Annotated in this window: 17 protein-coding genes; 8 read left to right on the top strand and 9 right to left on the bottom strand. The window is 40.0% G+C overall.

The window, feature by feature from the left end; translation table 11 throughout:
- Nucleotides 1–66: 66 nt before the first annotated feature.
- From KEM09_RS16745 to KEM09_RS16725, 5 genes are all read right to left on the bottom strand, one after another.
- Complete coding sequence (locus KEM09_RS16745) at nt 67–1056, bottom strand: Gfo/Idh/MocA family protein (protein ID WP_212230019.1); 990 nt, start codon at nt 1054–1056, stop codon at nt 67–69.
- An 11-nt stretch (nt 1057–1067) separates the two neighbouring features.
- Complete coding sequence (locus tag KEM09_RS16740) at nt 1068–3809, bottom strand: DUF3352 domain-containing protein (protein WP_212230017.1); 2742 nt, start codon at nt 3807–3809, stop codon at nt 1068–1070.
- A 102-nt stretch (nt 3810–3911) separates the two neighbouring features.
- Complete coding sequence (gene porZ, locus KEM09_RS16735; RefSeq protein WP_212230015.1) at nt 3912–6281, bottom strand: type IX secretion system anionic LPS delivery protein PorZ; 2370 nt, start codon at nt 6279–6281, stop codon at nt 3912–3914.
- Nucleotides 6274–6855, bottom strand: a complete 582-nt coding sequence (locus tag KEM09_RS16730) for a non-canonical purine NTP diphosphatase (RefSeq protein ID WP_212230013.1) — start codon at nt 6853–6855, stop codon at nt 6274–6276. The genes porZ and KEM09_RS16730 overlap by 8 nt, the downstream gene beginning before the upstream one ends.
- A gap of 125 nt (nt 6856–6980) precedes the next feature.
- Entirely contained in the window at nt 6981–7814 is an 834-nt protein-coding gene (locus KEM09_RS16725) for a universal stress protein (protein ID WP_212192102.1), read from the bottom strand.
- 119 nt (nt 7815–7933) lie between these two features.
- Here KEM09_RS16725 and KEM09_RS16720 point away from each other — a divergent pair, with 119 nt between their 5' ends.
- The 8 genes from KEM09_RS16720 (at nt 7934) to atpG (ending at nt 15468) form a co-directional block, all read left to right on the top strand.
- The gene (locus KEM09_RS16720; RefSeq protein ID WP_212230011.1) at nt 7934–9721 is read left to right on the top strand and encodes an adenylate/guanylate cyclase domain-containing protein; all 1788 of its coding nucleotides are present in this window, start codon (nt 7934–7936) and stop codon (nt 9719–9721) included.
- Between the two features lie 60 nt (nt 9722–9781).
- Nucleotides 9782–10162, top strand: a complete 381-nt coding sequence (locus KEM09_RS16715; RefSeq protein WP_212192100.1) for a bactofilin family protein — start codon at nt 9782–9784, stop codon at nt 10160–10162.
- Between the two features lie 405 nt (nt 10163–10567).
- The gene (gene atpB, locus KEM09_RS16710; RefSeq protein ID WP_244825071.1) at nt 10568–11644 is read left to right on the top strand and encodes a F0F1 ATP synthase subunit A; all 1077 of its coding nucleotides are present in this window, start codon (nt 10568–10570) and stop codon (nt 11642–11644) included.
- Nucleotides 11645–11670: 26 nt separating this feature from the next.
- Nucleotides 11671–11880 carry an ATP synthase F0 subunit C gene (atpE, locus tag KEM09_RS16705; RefSeq protein ID WP_143301005.1) on the top strand — a complete coding sequence of 70 codons (210 nt, stop codon included), beginning with the start codon at nt 11671–11673 and terminating at the stop codon, nt 11878–11880.
- Nucleotides 11881–11892: 12 nt separating this feature from the next.
- Nucleotides 11893–12387 (top strand): F0F1 ATP synthase subunit B, encoded by a 495-nt coding sequence (atpF, locus tag KEM09_RS16700; protein WP_212230009.1) that lies wholly within the window; start codon nt 11893–11895, stop codon nt 12385–12387.
- 51 nt (nt 12388–12438) lie between these two features.
- Complete coding sequence (gene atpH / locus KEM09_RS16695) at nt 12439–12975, top strand: ATP synthase F1 subunit delta (RefSeq protein ID WP_212230007.1); 537 nt, start codon at nt 12439–12441, stop codon at nt 12973–12975.
- Between the two features lie 21 nt (nt 12976–12996).
- Nucleotides 12997–14580 (top strand): F0F1 ATP synthase subunit alpha, encoded by a 1584-nt coding sequence (gene atpA, locus KEM09_RS16690; RefSeq protein WP_212230005.1) that lies wholly within the window; start codon nt 12997–12999, stop codon nt 14578–14580.
- Nucleotides 14581–14586: 6 nt separating this feature from the next.
- Nucleotides 14587–15468 (top strand): ATP synthase F1 subunit gamma, encoded by an 882-nt coding sequence (gene atpG, locus KEM09_RS16685; RefSeq protein WP_212230004.1) that lies wholly within the window; start codon nt 14587–14589, stop codon nt 15466–15468.
- 59 nt (nt 15469–15527) lie between these two features.
- Here atpG and KEM09_RS16680 read toward each other — a convergent pair whose 3' ends face one another.
- The 4 genes from KEM09_RS16680 to KEM09_RS16665 all read right to left on the bottom strand — a co-directional run bounded on the left by KEM09_RS16680 (nt 15528) and on the right by KEM09_RS16665 (nt 18991).
- On the bottom strand, nt 15528–16319 hold the full coding sequence (locus KEM09_RS16680) for a porin family protein (RefSeq protein WP_212230003.1): 792 nt from the start codon (nt 16317–16319) through the stop codon (nt 15528–15530).
- 168 nt (nt 16320–16487) lie between these two features.
- The gene (locus KEM09_RS16675) at nt 16488–17720 is read right to left on the bottom strand and encodes a nucleoside recognition domain-containing protein (RefSeq protein WP_212230002.1); all 1233 of its coding nucleotides are present in this window, start codon (nt 17718–17720) and stop codon (nt 16488–16490) included.
- 6 nt (nt 17721–17726) lie between these two features.
- Nucleotides 17727–18422, bottom strand: coding sequence for a hypothetical protein (locus KEM09_RS16670; protein WP_212230001.1), 696 nt, complete (start codon nt 18420–18422; stop codon nt 17727–17729).
- Nucleotides 18423–18469: 47 nt separating this feature from the next.
- The gene (locus tag KEM09_RS16665; protein WP_212230000.1) at nt 18470–18991 is read right to left on the bottom strand and encodes a pyridoxamine 5'-phosphate oxidase family protein; all 522 of its coding nucleotides are present in this window, start codon (nt 18989–18991) and stop codon (nt 18470–18472) included.
- Between the last annotated feature and the right edge of the window lie 18 nt (nt 18992–19009).

The raw sequence follows: 19009 nt of genomic DNA, 5'->3' as shown, positions 1-19009 counted from the left end.
TATTTCATCCAGACGGTGTTACGCATTATTCATGCCAAAGTTCTTTAAAAAACCTTAAAAAACGACTTACACGACTGACTCCCAGGAACTAGTTTCTGAAGATCTGATTACCGCATCCAGCACTTTCTGGTTCAGTATGGCATCATCTTCACTAACCGACACTTGCTGCTTTCCTTCTACCATCTCAGCAAAATCAGCTATCATCAATCCATACTGGTCAGCTGCCTCTATTAATATTTCGCGGGTGCCAATGGCTGATTCAACAGTTACTTTAGCTGGCACATCATTATAGGCATTAAAAGGTAAATCAATAGTTATTCGCCCAGCTGAAGCAACAACATCAACTGTTTGAAAGGCGCTGGCGCACGTTGACACATTAAAAGTAGCACGAGCCGTTCCAAAGTCAAGGATAGCAGAAGTAAGCATATCTGTGCCAAATTCAGGATGAAAACTCAACAGGCTAACTACCTTTTCAGGTTCTTTACCCAACAAAAAACGCGGAACAGAAATAGCATAACAACCTATGTCACGCAATCCGCCGCCGCCATATTCTTTCACATTTCTAATGTTAGATGCTGAAGCATTATTGTATGAGAAAGAAGTGTTGATGTATTGTATTTTACCAATATTGTTGGTTCTGATAATATCACGCACCTTCAGCCATTGCGGATGGTGCTTATACATAAATGCTTCCATCAGAATGACGCCTCGCTTTTGGCAATACTCAACCACTTCCATGGCTTCTTCGGCATTCATACTCATTGGTTTCTCGCAAAGAATATGCTTGCCAGTATTGGCTGCCTTTTTAATCCATTCGGCATGCATATGGTTAGGCAGCGGAATATACACAGCCTCCACCTCTTTATTGGCAAGCAATTGGTCGTAACTACCATAGTAGTGCTCAATATTAAATTGCTGAGCTACTTCAGCTGATTTATTCAAAGAGCGCGAAGCGATGGCATACAACTCTATATTGCTCAATTCCTGCATTGGTAAAACCACTCGTTTAATAAAGTGATTTGACACGCCCAGTACACCAATTTTCAGTTTCATCATTATTACAATTATTAATCTACCTGGTAATTATATATGTAGTTATCAGCACCTCCGACAATTAAATTAAACCTGGAAGCAGATGACTTGAGAAAGCCGATGCTGAATCTGGAGTTGCCTTTCAGAGGAAAGCCTTTGTAGGTCCTGCCATCCGCATTTAGCAAATGAATATGGCCGTTGACCTTTTCAGAAACACCTAGTTTAATATTTTGTGCAGAAAACCTGTATAAATCAACATTTAGGTTAATCTCATTATCAAATTCCTTTTTTAATACTTCCTTACCATCACTGGTGAAACAAGTTACACAATGCGGTTCTACCAACTGATAATGCAGCTTACCATTATGCTCAAATGCGCTAAAAGCGTGCGTTTCTTTAATTGTTTTGAGAGCCGATGTTTTAACTTCACCGCTGGATAGTTTAATCTTGGTCAGCAAACCATCTGAGTTGGTTGTCACCAGACAATCGTCAGCCTGGTTCTGATTACATAAATAATAGGAAGAGTAACGATTTCTGGCAAATTGCTTATTCAGTTTTACCCTAATATTTCCTTTTCTATCGCAGATATAGTTGCGCTTATCGTCGGCAAATGCAATATAGTCCTTTCCATTGGAGCGAAAGTGCTGCACTGGCATGATCACCCTGCCGTCTGTTTTATCAAATTTCCATCCCGATACGGTATTGCCTTTATTGTTATACAGGTAAATGTGTCTGTTTTCGCAAGCGATAAAAAATCGGTAGTTACGGTTATTGTCATAGTCAAAAACAGCCATTCCATTGGTAGCATCCGATGGCAATCGAACCGGAAAATTGGCAACATGGTTACCATTTCTATCCAAGAGATAAATAGACTTGCGGGTATTAAAAAGGTATTGCAGCTTGTTGTTTCGGTAATAATCGATCTGAATCACATCGCCTAAAATCTCACTATCCAAAGGCTTTTTCCACAAAACACGCCCAGTATTACTCAGCAGATAGAGATTATGAGCATCATCCTGCACAATAACTTCTTTTTCACGGGTGTAATGATTGTCGACCAGTACTGGTTTAAAGCTAACAGTGGAATCGAGTAGACTTTGCCAAACGGTTCTTGGCTCCGACTCACGACTTGGCATGTACTGCAAATAGGAGGTCGTATATATCATTTTGCCAGTACCACTAAGCTGCATACCAATACCATAAAAATTATTGAATGCCTCCTTTTGTGCTTCATTAAGCTGCCCTAAAAGAGGTTGAAAAGTCTCTCCGAAATAAGCAGCCAGATGTGCAGTTTCACAAAAGGCAAACACATTTTCGCGGCTCGAAAAATTACTCAGAAACTGTTGATGCGCCTTATCATTACCCAATGTTTTCTTAAGCATATTGTTGTAGATGAACTGCTCAAGCAGCACAGGTGCATCGGCTACAACCAAATTATCGTCATAAAATGCCAGGTATTTATAGGGTACTTTTGGCAACAGCGGATCAAAAAAGTGAGCCAAAACACCTTCTTCAAATCCATGATAAACAGGATAGCTGACCCCATTATCAGGTTGATAGGTTTTAACAACCATACTACTACTCGATGTTGAACTCATCTTACGCAACATCTCCAATAGCATCTCTTTGCCAGATGACTGACTCTTTAGCTTAAGCACTAATAACCCATTTGCCTCGGGCTGCAGATTATTGTAGTCGCTATACACCAATGCCAGGCGACCGGTAAGCTGGCTAAACAATTCTTCTTCAGGGTTGAAACCATATTTCTTTTGCCACTGCTCCAGTTTTCGTTGATAATCCACATTCGCATTATGCAAGCCAGTAATACGTTTTCTCATATCAGACGCACTTTCTAACGAATACGAAAGGTAAGCACGCGTATTACTAGGTAGCACATATTGTATTTGTGTGCGTTGCGGACGCGCATTCTCAAGCATTTTACTGATGACACCAGTATTAGAAGCACTCATAAAACCATTTAGTACAATAGCCTGGTTGCTAATTTCAACATCAAACTCAGCCCATTTACTTTGGTCTCCAACAATTTTTGCGTTTTTCTGAAAAGCATCACCAAGTATAGGTTTCATAACATCTGGCAATCGCGGAAAATTGATGAACACATTTAGTTTGGAGCCTGCACCAATGGTCTTATAAATCTGCTTGAAATCTGCACCATTCACCCATGAATCAGGGCTTTGCTGTTGCCTAATGGAAGTCTCTATCAACAGGCTTGACTGACTCAATAGTAATATTCCATTATCGATATTGGCAAACCATTCCTGCTTATTGGCCGTAATTTTATAGATAGATTGTGAATTATACTTCCTTACCGACACATTGGCTCCCAATTCTGTTAATTGCTTAATGAGTCTTGCTATTTTAGATTCTTCCCGTTTATTAGGCAGCTCAAAAACAAAAAGCTGACTTACGCTCTCCTTACCTTGAGCATGAAATGAATAATAGACCGGTAATCCGTTTATTTCTTGGTATACATTAACACCATTTTCAAAGGTTATCGAGTCAAGTGCAAGGATCTGCTTAAAGGCATTATTAAGCACCTGAGAGTTTTGCAGCTCCTCTTTATAATCAATGGTATTAAAAAGAGCATTATAGATACAATCAGCATTCTCAGCCTTAATAATAACAGCCGCATCAGCAGGCACGGCTACTAAAGACTGTGTGTTATCGTATGATTTAACGCGGCTTACCTGGTAAAGGATATAACCCAATAACAAACAACTAATCGCAATGGTAGCAACAACCCAGCCTTTCTTCATTTTTCTGATAGTTCGATTAAACAAGCAAGTAACTCACAATAGTAGCACCTCGTTACAAAACTAATTTTGAAAGGCTAAACGGACAAAAAAATAGGATGAATTCTAACGAACAATCAGAATTTTTGTTACACCTGACTGTTCGCCATCTTGATTACTAACATACACAATGTAAACTCCGGTCTTTACTTTCTCCCCTCTAAAATTTTTACCATTCCAATGGGCATTACCTCCCAATGACTTGGTTTCATGCACCAGTTTACCACTCACTGTCGTTATCTTAACAATACTGTTTTGCATTAATCCGGTAATAGTAATATCGCCAGCAAAATCTTCGCGAACAGGATTTGGATAGGCATAAATTTTATCAAAAGCCGTATTGCCCTCAGTCGCCTTTGCTTTATAGGAAAGTATTCCTTTTTCAGTACCGATAAATACTTCACCAGTAATTGGTGATATTGCTATACTTTTGATGGCATTAGATGGTAAAGGGCTATTTTCAGTATTAAATGAATAATACGTCTTTAAACCATCCTCAGACACCAAATAAAGCCCCGCATCTTCGGTACCAATCCACTTTCGGTTGGCACCGTCAACAGCTATACAAGATATTCGTTCATTTTCCAATAGGTAGTCTGCGAGGTTACTACCATCATTGCGAGGTACTTTTATTCGGCTAACAACCGGGTAATCTTCAGAAAAAATGGCCCATGGCCGATAATACACCAAAACACCCTTATCAGTTCCCAACCAAATGTAGCCGTTCTTATCCTCAGCCATGCTCAACACAACCTTTGTTATTTCTTTTCTATTCTCATCCCATAACCTTAATTGTCCTACATGCCGTTCATCACTACTATTATTAACTGGGGCAGGACTTTTATACTCATCATCTTTATCATCCAATAATGTACCATTGGTATTAATAACCATAATCCCCTGCCGATCGCCGACAAAATACATCGGTATTGTCATCCATACATAGTCATCCCTGGTTATAAGCATCTGACCTACACTATGTAGATTATTAGTTGTTTCATAATCAAACCGCCTCCATTCATTGCCTGACTTGACTACAATACCCCCCTCTACCTCTGCGTTAGACATCCATATATTTCCTTGACTATCACTGGCTACACCACCTACTCTCACATACATTCTATTATCGGGGTAAATATCTTGTAATCCTCCATTCTGCTCGCCAAAATACTTAATCGAATCAAGGCCTTGTACCTCATAAAGACCTCCACCCCAACTACTCATGTACACTTTATACTCATCTGTCTGACTGGAGCATATTCTTATTAAATCACGACTTGTGTTGCTTGTAGCAGGAACGGAACTCTTAAAACTACCCCATTCATTTTTATTTATGTCATAGTATGAATATTCAATAGTTCTATCTAGGTTATTGTAAATCTCATTTAAACCACCAGCCGTTAAATAAATCCCATACTCTGTTGAATGAAGTTCAAAGCAATAATTGGAATATGGCCTGTTTACCAAATAAAAACTTGAATTATTCTCTCCTATATATTTGACCAGACCATAGTTTTTATCAGCCATAAAAAAAGCTCCCTCAAAACTCGAATAGAGTGCTCCATTAACAGAAAGTTTATCTTCTATTTTGTTTTCATCGATAGTTAGCTCTTTATTATAACCTTCATCGTACACTAACACCTGAGAGGTGAGGGAGATAACCAGTTTACCTCCATAGGTATGAAGACTTTTATAACCTGAACTACTTAATAAATCTGACCAACTATTCTCATTCCCTCTTATTATTTTAAATGTATTCTGCTCTTTGGTAACGAAAACTATTTCACCACCATGCATATTTACAGCAAAAGAAGGTAAGGAACCTGATGATATTTTTTTCCACGCCTCATCAAATACAATTCGAGGATCTGATAAGCTGGCTGTTAACAATCCCCTCTCAGTGGCGGCATAGATTGAATCTCCAGAAACAACCGTTTGATATATTTTTAATCGTTCGGCATTGAGTCCAAGAAAATAAGTATCACTTATCTCTCCTTTTGAAGGATCAAGCACGAGCAGCGCATAGTCAGTGCTACAGTACACTTTGTCCTCGTGCTTGTAAAAATGATTAATCCGTTTGGCCCCTACTATCTGTTTAAGCTTAAAATCAGGAATATTTAAGATTCCTCGTTCTGACAAGATATCGATATTACCATTGCCGTACCCAATAATAAAAACATCATTAGCTATTGATTCTATAGCTGTAATATCAGTATCACTAAGCCCATTTACCCGGCTATATGTAGTCAACTCTTCTGTTAGTTTATCCAGCAGCATTATGCCCATCTCACAGCTTGTCGCTACATAGCTTTCTGTTTCGGCTACATGCAATGCATTTCGGTACGAGAAATGATCGCTCCATCCCGAATTTTGCGCACTTAATAAAGAAGCATTGATTAAAGCCAGTAGAAAAATAAATAATATGCGTTTACCCATAGTGCTCTTTCAAAAAATCAATTAACTTTTTTATAGCCCTTCCACGGTGACTAATTTCATTCTTGAGTTCCATAGCCATTTCAGCAAAGGACTGCTGATAGCCATCTGGCGTAAAAATAGGATCATATCCGAAGCCTTCTTTCCCCGAACGTTCCCTGAGAATCTCACCCTCAACAACACCCTCAAACTGATGCTCTTTGCCATCGATAATCAACGAAATAACGGTACGAAACCGTGCCTTTCGATGATTCTCCTCACTCATTAAGTCTAACACTTTATTCATATTCGCTTCGGCATCTTTATCTGTACCTGCATACCTGGCAGAATAAACACCTGGCTCACCATTAAGGGCATCAATTTCCAATCCTGTATCGTCGGCAAAGCAATTGAGGCCAAACTTATTAAATACATATTCTGACTTTTGCCTTGCATTAGCCTCCAAAGTGGTCCCTGTCTCCGGAATCTCTTCATTACAATCTATATCCTTTAAGCTCAATAGTTTTAAACTACAGCCCAAAAGCAGTTGAATCTCCCGAAGTTTATGCTCATTATTCGTAGCAAAGACCAGTTCCATGATGTTATTGTTTTTTAATAAAACGATTTGTAGACAAAAGTATTTTAATTCGCGTAAAAAAACATGGTACAAAAAAAGACGATCATCCCAGATCGTCTTTTTATATATGCTATTTGAAAAGTTTATCAACCAAAACCTCCGTAACCATACTTCATTAAGTCAGTACGGGGGTTTATTACCAATACAGGCATTTTCGCACTGTTAGCAATAATATATTGTTCGTAGGCACCTAAAACATAGTCATGAAAAGCAATATCGCGCGTAGTCATCACCAACACTAAATCAGCATCTATTTTTTCTGAGAACTGAATAGTTTCCTGAGAAAAGGATGCTTCTCCTTCAGATAAGACTAACTCATAATCAATCCCTTTCTCTTCAAGGTACTTTTTAGAAAACACAACATTCGCTTTTGTCCGGCTATCGATAATTCCTTCCTTGGTGGCCGAAGCATATATATAAACTTTTGGCTTCGAGAACTGATACAAGAACTGAATCCACTTCAGCTTTTCCTTGTTCTCAGCCTTATAGTCAATTGGGAATACTATCTTCTGATAATCATCGCGCTTGGGAGCAGACTGAACAACAAGATATGGAATTTTTGATCCAACAATTACTTTCAAAGCCCAGCTACCAGTTAGCTTTTGCAATCCTTTCATACCATGAGTCACCATCACCACCAAAAGGCAGTTTAGCTCTTCAACAACTGCATTAATTGTTTTAAAGATAGTACCCTCCTTTACCGATGTTGTTGGCAGAACTCCCATGCGTTCATGGATTTCATTGGCATATGCGGTCAAGCGATCTTCAAGTGCAGAAATCTCTTCTTCTTTTTTCGCAATATGCAACAGGTGAATGCCTGCATCTAATTCCTTAGCAACCTTAATGGCATGTCTTACTGCAAAATCTACACCTTCGGTGAAATCGCAGGGAACCAGAATTGTGTTCTTTGATGTGTCCATAAAAAGCTATACTGAATGTTCTTTATTAACGGAATAAATATAGTACTTTTGATTCTAATTGCAAGTAAGGGAACGATACCAGAACTATTATGCCGAAGGGAGCAATCAACATAAGGGCTGTGAAGCTATTACTTTCCAAGAAGATCTTTTCATACGCCGTTGTATACGTAACATTTTCACTTTTGTTTCCAAATATTCTTCCGGCACAAGTACATAATATACAAGTTTTGGCTGAATCTCCTGACAACCACCCCATCTCAATTGAAAATAATCTCACCCTATCAAGCAAAACTTTCTCTTTATATTGGCAAACCGATAGTACCATAGAGCCATTGTACAGGTACCGCCTTATTCCTTATTCTGAGGATTGGAGTAACTGGTCACCCCGAAATTCTGCCAGTTTTTTCAATTTAAAAGAAGGCACCTACTTTTTTTTGCTAGAACTGCCTAATGGTGAGACCAAAGAAATTAGCATAGACATTGATTTACCCATCTGGCAGCACACTCTGTTTTACATTGGAAGTATTGTTCTTATCAGCTTTTTGGCATTTGTACTAATAGTTATATTATTTAAACAGCGCATCCGTAAAATAACCCATAACATTGAAGATGAGTTTCGTAAAGCATTTAGGATAAAACAGAAAGCACAACAGAAAAATACTGGCACTACCGCACTGGCAGTGAAAGAACAAGCACGCATACGCTCAAGGAAATACAAAAAAGTAACAGTACTCTTCGCTGACATTCAAGGGTTCACTAAAATAGTTGAACACATTAATCCGGAAACTTTAATCGATGAGCTGGATCGCTTCTTCTTTTACTTCGATGGAGTTGTAGAGAAGTACAATATTGAAAAAATTAAAACTATTGGTGATGCATACATGTGCGCAGGTGGCATACCCAGCATCAACCGCACCAATCCTATTGAAGTTGTTTTGGCAGGACTGGAAATGCAAAAATTTATGCACGATAGCAAGCAACAACAAAACACCGAGCTGGGAATATGGGAATTACGCATTGGCATTCATACCGGACCAGTTATTTCAGGAGAGATAGGCCGTAAAAACGTTACATTTGATATTTGGGGAGACACAGTTAATATAGCATCCCGGATGGAAAGCTCTGGAACTGCCGGCATGATTAATATAACGGGCGTTACCTATGAGCTTATCAGAGACTTTTTTGAATGCGATTACAGGGGTAAGATGCCCATAAAATACAAAGGTGAAACAGACATGTATTATGTACGCAGAATCAAGCCTGAACTTTCGGCCGATACCAATGGCATATTTCCTAACCAGCAATTCAACGTTAAGCTGCAACATATTCGTTTTGGTGACATTGAAGAGTTTATTTTAGACAAACTGGAAAACGAGTTGATGCCTGACCTTTTCTATCACAACAAAGCCCATACTAAAGATGTGATTACACAGGTTGAAATCATCGGACGGGGAGAGAAAGTCAGCTCTGAAGATCTCCTGTTATTAAAAACAGCAGCTTTGCTTCACGATGTGGGATTTCTGGTTGAATACAGTAATCATGAAGATAACAGCATCAGTTTCGCTAAAGAAATACTACCTCAATATTACTACCAGGATTATCAAATAGATCAAATAGTTGAATTGATTAATGTCACGCGAGTCGGGCATCAGCCCAAGAACTACATGGAAAAGATACTTAAAGATGCTGACCTTGACTATTTAGGCAGGGCTGATTTCATCTCTATCTCTGACAATCTCTATAAAGAACTCAACCGGCACAATGGTAAAATGTCAATGGACGAATGGAATAAAATGCAATATGAGTTTATTTCGCAGCACACCTACTATACCAATACAGCACGCAGATTAAGACAGGTAAACAAGGATCGTCAATTACAAAAATTAAAAGTTCTGGTGACAAATTAGCTATGGTTATAGCATTTAAATATCTATATTTGTTATATTCTTAAAACTAACAATTGGAAAATGGCTAAAAATTTCGAACCTGAAAATAAGCTACCCAACATGATTGGTCCGGGTACAAAAATCAAAGGCGACATAGAAACAAACGGTGATATTAAGATCGATGGTTCAATCGAAGGAAATATTATCTCAAAAGGAAAAGTACTTGTTGGACAAAATGGTACCGTTACAGGCGAAGTAAAATGTACTAACTGCGATATCTATGGTACTTTCGATGGCCGTCTGACAGTATCGGAACTATTATCGCTCAAAGCTTCCAGTAAGTTGCATGGCGACATTCAAACCAGCAAGCTTTCAATTGAACCAGGCGCCATCTTTACCGGCACCTGCAAAATGGATGAAAAGGTAACACCACCTGCTGCGAATGCCAATATCAAAAAGTAATTGGGCTATCCAATCCATTCGCTCATCATTCGTATACCTTACTTTAGCAACAGTGCTATTGGGCGCAGAATGGTGGTTGACAGAATGGCTGACAATATCAATCAAGAAGGTATCATCCGCACTCCTGTTTCTCAGCGGATTATACCTTCTTTTTTATTTCCTGTTTGTTTTTATACAAAAAAAGCACCCCGATAATAGCGCTTTTATCTTTCTGATATTAATGGGATTAAAACTAGCCTTCATCATTTCCTATTTATTTCTTTTCTTAAATCCAACGGACAGCGAAAACAAAACAGAAATACTATTGTTCTTAATGAACTATTTCGCGCTTTTAATCGTAGACATCGTTGTTAAGCTGCGCTTAATAAAGTAAAAAAGGAACATAATAACAGCACTTGAGATTTGATGCAACTTATTAAGAAATTGCTTGCACTGATAGCCGCATTGGCATTAACAATTAGCGTACATGCTACCGATCAGCACCAGGAAAGCACTGATGCTGAATTTGACCCAATGGAAATGATTATGCATCACATTGCCGATGCTCATGAGTGGCACGTTATTTCCTATACAAACAAGCAAGGTCAGGAACAACACATCACTATTCCACTTCCGGTTATTTTAATTGACGATGGACTGCACATATTTATGTCATCTGCCTTTCATCATGGAGAGACATTAGTTCGTAAAGGAGAAAAATACTATAAGCTGTATCATGGCAAAATATACGTGACTGATGCTGAAGGAACAATTGAGTATGACGACCATCATGAGGTGATTAATGCGCAACCAATCGACTTTTCCATTACCCGCAATGTAGCGTCAATGTGGCTGAGCATCCTACTGATTATTGGTCTTTTCACCAGCGCTGCCAAACGATACCGGGGCCCACCGGCTGTGCCTAAAGGCCTGCAATCATTCCTCGAACCTTTAATACTCTTTGTGCGCGATGATATTGCCTATGCACAAATTGACCGACACAAGGCAGACCGCTTTCTGCCCTTTTTGTTAACACTATTCTTCTTTATCTGGATAAATAACCTGATTGGACTGGTTCCTTTCTTCCCGGGAGGCAGTAACCTTACCGGTAACATATCCCTAACTATGGTATTAGCCCTTATTACCTTTTTTGTAACCAATTTCAGTGGTACAAAAAGTTATTGGGGACATATATTCTGGATGCCGGGCGTACCAGTACCTATCCGCCTGCTGTTATCTGTTATCGAATTTATCGGCCTGTTCACAAAACCATTTGCGCTAATGATTCGTTTATTGGCTAACATTACAGCAGGTCATATCATTATCCTGAGTTTATTCTCACTTATTTTTGTGATGAAAAGTGCGTACATAGGGTTTGTATCAGTTCCTATGGCACTGATGATGTTTATGTTGGAATTATTAGTTGCAGTATTGCAAGCTTATATATTTACCTTATTATCTGCCCTATTTATTGGTATGGCAGTCGAAAGTGAAGAACATTAATAGTTAATATTTTTAAACGTAATACAATGGAAGGTTTATCATTAACCACAATCGGTTTAGGCTTAATCATTATCGGAGCCGGATATGGAATTGGTCGAATTGCTCAAAGCGCTATGGAAGCGATGGGACGTCAGCCAGAGATAAGTTCTAAAATTCAGACGGCCATGATTATTGCTGCTGCTCTTATTGAAGGTGCTGCTTTATTTGCAATTGTGGTGGCTTTGATGAAAGGATAAAACTCAACGATTATGGGATTGTTAACGCCAGATCCCGGTTTAGTCTTTTGGTCAGCCATTACGTTTGGTATATTGGTTTTCATATTGCGTCGATACGCCTGGAAACCAATTCTGCAAGCTGTTAAATCTCGTGAAGAGACCATTGAGTATGCATTAGCTGCAGCCGAACAAGCCAGAGTCGAAGTGGAAGATTTAAATGCCACTAAAGTTCAGATTATGAACGAGGCCAAAGAAGAGCGCGACAAGCTGATCAAAGATGCGCGGGAATTAAAAAAATCAATGCTGGATGATGCTAAATCAAAAGCGCAGCAGGAAGCAGACAAAATTATTGCGTCTGCCCGCCTTCAGATTGAGCGCGAAAAGAACGAAGCCATCCTTCAATTGAAAGAGAAAGTAGCAGAATTTTCGGTTGATATTGCCGGTAAGCTATTGGAAGAAGAGTTACAGACTTCTGATAAGCAAAAGGCTATCATCGATAAATACCTGCAGGAAGTAAACTTTAATTAGTGCGCTTATGCACTAATCAACAACAGGTAGAACACCTCTGAATATAAGAGAATGAACAGAAGCTTAATAGCCGACAGATATGCCAAAGCACTTTTTAAGCTCGCTATGGAGCAAAAAGAACTGGAGCAGATTTACCAGGATGTAAATATGCTGCAAAGCTATTGCAACGATGCTGAAGGCTTTACCGATTTGCTGAACAGCCCGGTAGTTAAGCCCGGCCAGAAAAAGCAGGCATTTCATTCGGTTTTAGAAGGAAAGGTTAACAGGAGCACGCTCAACCTTTTGGACTTACTGATAACCAATAACAGAGAGGTTCTTCTGGCAGATATCAACAGGCGCTTTATCTGGTTATACAAAAATGAAAAAGGCATCAAAGAAGTAACAGTATACACTGCCATTGACTTTGATGACCAGCAACACGATGTACTTAATCAGTTTTTAAAAGAGCAATTTAAGGCACCCATTGAGCTCACCATCAAAGTAAAGCCCGAACTACTAGGTGGCTTTATACTAAAGGTAGATGGTAAAATGGCCGACGCCAGCATGAGCACTAAGTTGAAACAAATAAAAAAGCAATTGCTTAGTTAAACGTACTAAATTGATTTTCGGATGGACACAATAAAACCGGCTGAAGTATCGGATTTATTAAAAAAACAGATAGCAGGCTTCCAAACATCAACCGACCTGGAAGAAGTTGGAACTGTTTTGCAGGTGGGTGATGGTATTGCCCGTGTATATGGTCTTACCAACGTAAAAGCCAACGAGTTGGTTGAGTTGGAATCATGTATGGGTGTGGTACTTAACCTGGAGCAGGACAATGTTGGGGTCGTACTATTTGGCTCATCACAAGCTGTTAAGGAAGGCGATTTAGTGAAACGTACCGGGCGTATTGCTTCCATTAATGTAGGTGAAGGGTTAGTTGGTCGCGTTGTTAATGCCCTGGGTGAACCCATCGATGGCAAAGGCCCTATTCAAGGCCAAACGTATGAAATGCCGCTGGAACGTAAAGCGCCTCAGGTAATCTATCGCCAGCCGGTAAAAGAGCCTTTACAAACAGGTCTGTTGGCTGTTGACGCTATGACACCTATTGGACGGGGACAGCGCGAGCTGATCATTGGCGACCGACAAACCGGTAAGACGGCTATTGCGATCGATACAATTATTAACCAGCGTTCGTTTTACGACGATGGCGAGCCAGTGTATTGTATTTATGTGGCCATTGGTCAGAAAGGAAGTACAGTGGCACAGATTGTGAACACCCTTGAAAGGCATGGGGCCATGGAATATACCACTGTGGTAGCGGCTTCGGCTGCTGACCCATCGGCTATGCAGTTCTATGCGCCGTTTTCAGGTACCGCAATCGGTGAATTCTTCCGAGATACAGGCCGTTCAGCATTAATCATCTATGACGACCTGTCAAAACAGGCCGTATCGTATCGTGAAGTGAGTTTGTTACTTCGCCGTCCACCGGGCCGTGAAGCCTATCCAGGCGATGTATTCTATTTGCACAGCCGTTTATTGGAGCGCGCCGCAAAAATCATCGAATCGGATGAGATTGCAGCACAAATGAACGATATTCCAGAATCGATAAGACCTTTAGTAAAAGGAGGTGGCTCACTGACAGCATTACCAATTATTGAGACCCAGGCGGGTGACGTATCGGCTTATATCCCAACCAACGTTATCTCCATTACAGATGGACAGATATTCCTGGAAAGTGACCTGTTTAACTCAGGTGTGCGCCCGGCGATTAACGTTGGTATTTCTGTATCGCGTGTGGGAGGTAGTGCGCAAATTAAACCCATGAAAAAGGTTGCTGGTACGTTGAAACTTGACCAGGCCCAATACCGCGAGCTGGAAGCATTTGCCAAATTTGGTTCAGATCTTGACCCGGCTACCATGCTGGTATTGGATAAAGGCCGTAAAAATGTTGAACTATTAAAGCAACCGCAGTACCAACCAGTTAAAGTTGAAGAACAAGTAGCGCTGATTTATTGTGGTACAAAAGGTCTGCTTAAAAATGTGCCAGCCGATAAAGTAAAAGAGTGGCAAAAGGAATTTATTGAAAGCCTGCAAATAAGTCATCAAGACCTATTGAATGACATTAAGCAAGGTAATTATAACGATGAAATCACCGGCCAGATTGAGTCATTAGCCAATGATACAGCTGACAAATACATAACCGAAGAATAATTAACTATGCCAAGTTTAAAGGACATACGTATTCGCATTAACTCGGTTAAAACCACCAGGCAGGTAACCAGTGCCATGAAAATGGTATCGGCTGCCAAATTTAAAAAGGCACAGGACGATATATCTTATATCCGCCCCTATGTAGACAGGCTGGCGAATATCATCCGGAAATTGTCTGAAGCTCTGGAGGAAGGATTTCAACTCGAATGGGCCGAGGTGAGGGAGCCGCGTAAAATATTGATTATTCCAATTTCATCAAACCGAGGACTGTGTGGTGCCTTTAATACCAATGTGATTAAAGAAGTTGAGAAGCTTTGCAAAGTTGATTTTAAGCTTCAAAATGCATTGGGCGATGTAGATATTCAGCCAATCGGTAAGCAAGCCCATAAAATACTGAAATCGCGGGGCTATAATGTGGTAAAAGATTATAATGAGTTATATACCGACTTTAGCTACGAAAAAGCAATAGATGTTGCACATGAAATAATGGAAGCATTTAGAGCCAGACATTATGATAAGGTTGTGCTCGTGTATAACGAATACAAGAATGCGGCCGTACAGATTATTCGCTCATCTCAGTTCCTGCCAATGGAATTACCGGAGTGTGGAAAGGCTGCATCGTGCAACAAAGATTTTATCATTGAGCCAGATGTTCCCACTTTTATTACCAAAGTAATACCCGATGCCTTAAAGACCATGTTTTACCGCGTAATACTAGAATCGCTGGCATCGGAGCATGGTGCCCGAATGACATCGATGCATAAAGCCACCGATAATGCCACTGATATGCTTGGCGAACTGCAACTACAGTACAATAAAGCGCGCCAGGGAGCTATTACTACTGAGATACTTGAAATTGTTGGAGGAGCTGAAGCGTTAAAGAAGTAATTTCTAAAAAATGAGATATAAGAAAGCCACCGCAAGGTGGCATTTGTGCTTATCAATCCTTACAATTGAATGCCGACACCAATAGTTAATGCAACATTTATGTTTTTAGCATCTGAATTTAACCCGTAATAATTGTTCGATTTAACTGCATTATTAAAGCCAGTTGCCCCACCTATTGCCGCCTCTTCATATTCATTATCATACAAGCTATCAACCGATCTGAGGCCAATGTTTACTAATAAGTCAGCTTTTAGGTATAACTTGTTCGTCAAAGTTTTTGTTATCCCGGTACCCAATGAAAGCCCATAATCAAATTTGGCAGTGTGTATTTTATCCTTATCATCAATGATTATGGACATGGATGAAAAGTTATTATCCCCTAATGTAGAGCCATAGGCATCAAATAGTTCTATCTTGCCTTCCGACTTCAATAAATAAGCCATATAAAAGCCTCCCTGCAGATAAAACACCCGGTTCACCGTCAAGTATTTTCGCAATAGAATGGGCATTGCCAGATAGTTGTTGGACACCTCCACCTTTGTTGATTCTTCGGTTAGAGATTCGGAAAATAGAACCTGTTCACCTGTATTGGGATCAAGCCCCCAATGCTCTTGATGATGACTGTAACGGTCTTCTAAATTAATACCTTTGCCTTCGTAATTGAGAGCGACAAATAACGCCCAACTCTTCTCTAGCTCATACTCAAAGCCCACACCAAAAGTCACACTATACCTAATATCTTTTGTGAGGCTTGTGCTGTAATTCCGCTCGAGTGAGGCGGGATCAAGCGTTAAATAATACTCATCTGAGCTAAGGAACAAAAAGGTTTTATGAGGTGCTTCTGCATTCAAAAAATTACTGAAGCCAGCTCCAACATGAAAATCCAGTATTCGTATGCGACTCGTGCTAGATACCTCTTGTCCATAAATAGGCATAATTGCCAATAACAGCAATATTAAATTTCATCAGGATATACGTATGGTTTTAAAAGTTATCTAAAACTATAGCTTTTCTTCATCCTAACCAAAGAACAGGTATGCCAGCAGAATGGAGGCCACTATACCGGCAAAATCGGCTATGAGACCGCACGACAGAGCATGACGCGTTTTTTTAATACCCACCGAACCGAAGTATACAGCCAAAACATAAAAGGTAGTATCGGTAGAACCCTGAATGGTACTAGCTGCGCGACCAGCAAATGAATCTGCTCCAAATACATCAATTGTTTCAACCATGACTGCTCTGGCTCCACCCCCGGTTAAAGGCTTCATAAAAGCGGTTGGTAAGGCATCGACAAATCGAGTATCAACACCTATAAAGACACAGAAAGTCCGCACTCCTTCAAGCAGAAAATCTAATGTGCCGGACGCCCTGAAAACAGCAACTGCTACTAATATTCCTACTAAAAATGGAATGATTTTAATAGCGATGTTAAACCCCTCTTTGGCACCATCAATAAAAGTGTCGTAAATATTTACCTTTTTTCTGATGGCCATCAGGATAAAAGTGACAATAATGGAAAACAAAAGTAGGTTGGCAACAAGTAAAGAGACAATATTCACCTCAGCTTTAGTTAAAGTACTCAGGTAAAATATAAACCCACCAATCAATACCGTAAAGCCACCTAAATATGCCAGTATCACTTTATCGAATAAATTGATGCGTTGAACGATAGATACAGCAATGATACCCACAATGGTACTGAAAAATGTAGCCAACAGAATAGGCAGAAAAATATCAGATGGATTAGATGCGCCTTCTGTAGCCCGTATGGCCATAACGCTAATGGGGATAATAGTAAGCCCGCTGGTATTAAGTACCAAAAACATGATTTGGGCATTGGAGGCTGTATCCTTACTCTTGTTAGTTGATTGCAGCTCCTGCATGGCTTTAAGCCCTACGGGTGTGGCCGCATTGTCAAGCCCCAGCATATTGGCCGCAATGTTCATCATCATGCTGCCATAGGCCGGATGGTTTTTGGGCAACTCAGGAAACAAACGACTAAAGAAGGGGCCAATCAATCGTGACATCACATTAATCATGCCGCCCTTCTCACCAATGCGCATAAGCCCCATCCAGAGCGTAAGAGCACCGGTTAGTCCCAATGATATTTCAAAACCCGTTTTGGCACTATCAAAAGTAGCATTCATCATCTCCGGAAACACCTCCATATCGCCAAAGAAGATCAGACGCACCAGTCCAACAACAAAAGCGATGAGGAAAAAAGCTATCCAGAGATAATTAAGAGCCATAGGCGTTTAGAAAATAGTTTTTGTGTTAGATTCAAAGGTGGGTGCACTCACCTTGAAGTTATCAATTTTTAGCGCGCTATGCGATGATCCAAAGCCGATATAACCACCAGCTAACATATCATCGGCTACCTCAAGCACGAGTTCTCCATCAAAATACACTTTAATCGATTTGGCAGAAGTATTTCGTTCCATGCGTATATGCTGCCATTCATTCATTTGCCAGATAATTCCTTCTTCACAAATGGTTCCTATCCGTTTGGGACGATCGCCATTAACAGCAAATACATTGTGGCTCTTCTTATCGGCCTTACTGGCTATCTGTGCATAACAATAGTTGTTCTTATCTTTTATATCGAAAAAAATGCAAAAATCGAGCAAACTAAAGTCTTTACCATTCTGCACCACATCCATTTCTACCACAAAATCTTTCAGCTCATAATCTTTTAACACGGCCACTACAGCAGGGCCTTCATGTGCGCTTTCATATGTCCCTTTCCCCAGGCATTTGAGGGTCTTGCCGGGCTTACCGTTTTTGCTAATCAGCCACTTTGATGCATCGGAGAATTCAAAGTCGTTAGTCGAACTCTCTTTGTTAAAGCCCTGGGAGTAAACTATTTTATAATCTTTATATGTATCTGTCTGCCCACTGGCAACCATTACCAAACAAAATACAACAATGGAGGTAAGGAAAACTTGCTTCATTGACTAATGGTGTAATTCTTAATAATCAGTTACTAAAATAACAAACTTTATTTACCCGGCACATTTTTCAGTTCATCAAGGTTACGTTTCAGGCGGTATTCATCATGAGGCGCCCCAAATTCTTTACACGTCACCTCATCAATAGGTATCTTCCACATCTTCACATTACGAACGGCCGGATCACTGTAGTTAAACTGCTTCTCACTGTACGTTTTCATCAGAATATCCAGGGCCTCGCGTTTCTCATCCATATCCTCAATCCACTGCACCTGCCCCATTGCCACCACACTTTTAGATGTCATCCGATAGCTGCATGCCACCTCAGGATGCTGAAACACCAGGTCATTATCAATTGAAAAAGTGATACAGATATTTGGATTGTTGTTGACGATATCGATTAAACGTCCTTCGGGTGCCGAATGCAGGTAAATCACATTATCCTTATAGCCATAATTCATTGGCAGCACATAGGGCTTGTTGTTCTGGTCAACCACGCCTACAAAGCAAATATTGGCTTTGAGTATAATGGCTTCAATAACCTCTTTATCGGTATGATTAAGCGTTTGCATTATGCATTAATATATAGA

It is taken from the genome of Carboxylicivirga mesophila, from assembly GCF_018271975.1.
Taxonomy (GTDB): Bacteria; Bacteroidota; Bacteroidia; order Bacteroidales; family Marinilabiliaceae; genus Carboxylicivirga; species Carboxylicivirga mesophila.
This window is presented reverse-complemented; position numbering and strand designations above follow the sequence as displayed.

Bases quoted from the DNA above. Each gene is read 5' to 3' on its own strand.
- atpG (WP_212230004.1), top strand. From the start codon at position 14,587: ATGCCAAGTTTAAAGGACATACGTATTCGCATTAACTCGGTTAAAACC.
- KEM09_RS16740 (WP_212230017.1), bottom strand. From the start codon at position 3,809: ATGAAGAAAGGCTGGGTTGTTGCTACCATTGCGATTAGTTGTTTGTTA.
- KEM09_RS16730 (WP_212230013.1), bottom strand. From the start codon at position 6,855: ATGGAACTGGTCTTTGCTACGAATAATGAGCATAAACTTCGGGAGATT.
- atpF (WP_212230009.1), top strand. From the start codon at position 11,893: ATGGGATTGTTAACGCCAGATCCCGGTTTAGTCTTTTGGTCAGCCATT.
- atpB (WP_244825071.1), top strand. From the start codon at position 10,568: ATGCAACTTATTAAGAAATTGCTTGCACTGATAGCCGCATTGGCATTA.
- KEM09_RS16675 (WP_212230002.1), bottom strand. From the start codon at position 17,720: ATGGCTCTTAATTATCTCTGGATAGCTTTTTTCCTCATCGCTTTTGTT.
- atpH (WP_212230007.1), top strand. From the start codon at position 12,439: ATGAACAGAAGCTTAATAGCCGACAGATATGCCAAAGCACTTTTTAAG.
- KEM09_RS16665 (WP_212230000.1), bottom strand. From the start codon at position 18,991: ATGCAAACGCTTAATCATACCGATAAAGAGGTTATTGAAGCCATTATA.
- atpE (WP_143301005.1), top strand. From the start codon at position 11,671: ATGGAAGGTTTATCATTAACCACAATCGGTTTAGGCTTAATCATTATC.
- atpA (WP_212230005.1), top strand. From the start codon at position 12,997: ATGGACACAATAAAACCGGCTGAAGTATCGGATTTATTAAAAAAACAG.
- porZ (WP_212230015.1), bottom strand. From the start codon at position 6,281: ATGGGTAAACGCATATTATTTATTTTTCTACTGGCTTTAATCAATGCT.
- KEM09_RS16745 (WP_212230019.1), bottom strand. From the start codon at position 1,056: ATGATGAAACTGAAAATTGGTGTACTGGGCGTGTCAAATCACTTTATT.
- KEM09_RS16725 (WP_212192102.1), bottom strand. From the start codon at position 7,814: ATGGACACATCAAAGAACACAATTCTGGTTCCCTGCGATTTCACCGAA.
- KEM09_RS16670 (WP_212230001.1), bottom strand. From the start codon at position 18,422: ATGAAGCAAGTTTTCCTTACCTCCATTGTTGTATTTTGTTTGGTAATG.
- KEM09_RS16715 (WP_212192100.1), top strand. From the start codon at position 9,782: ATGGCTAAAAATTTCGAACCTGAAAATAAGCTACCCAACATGATTGGT.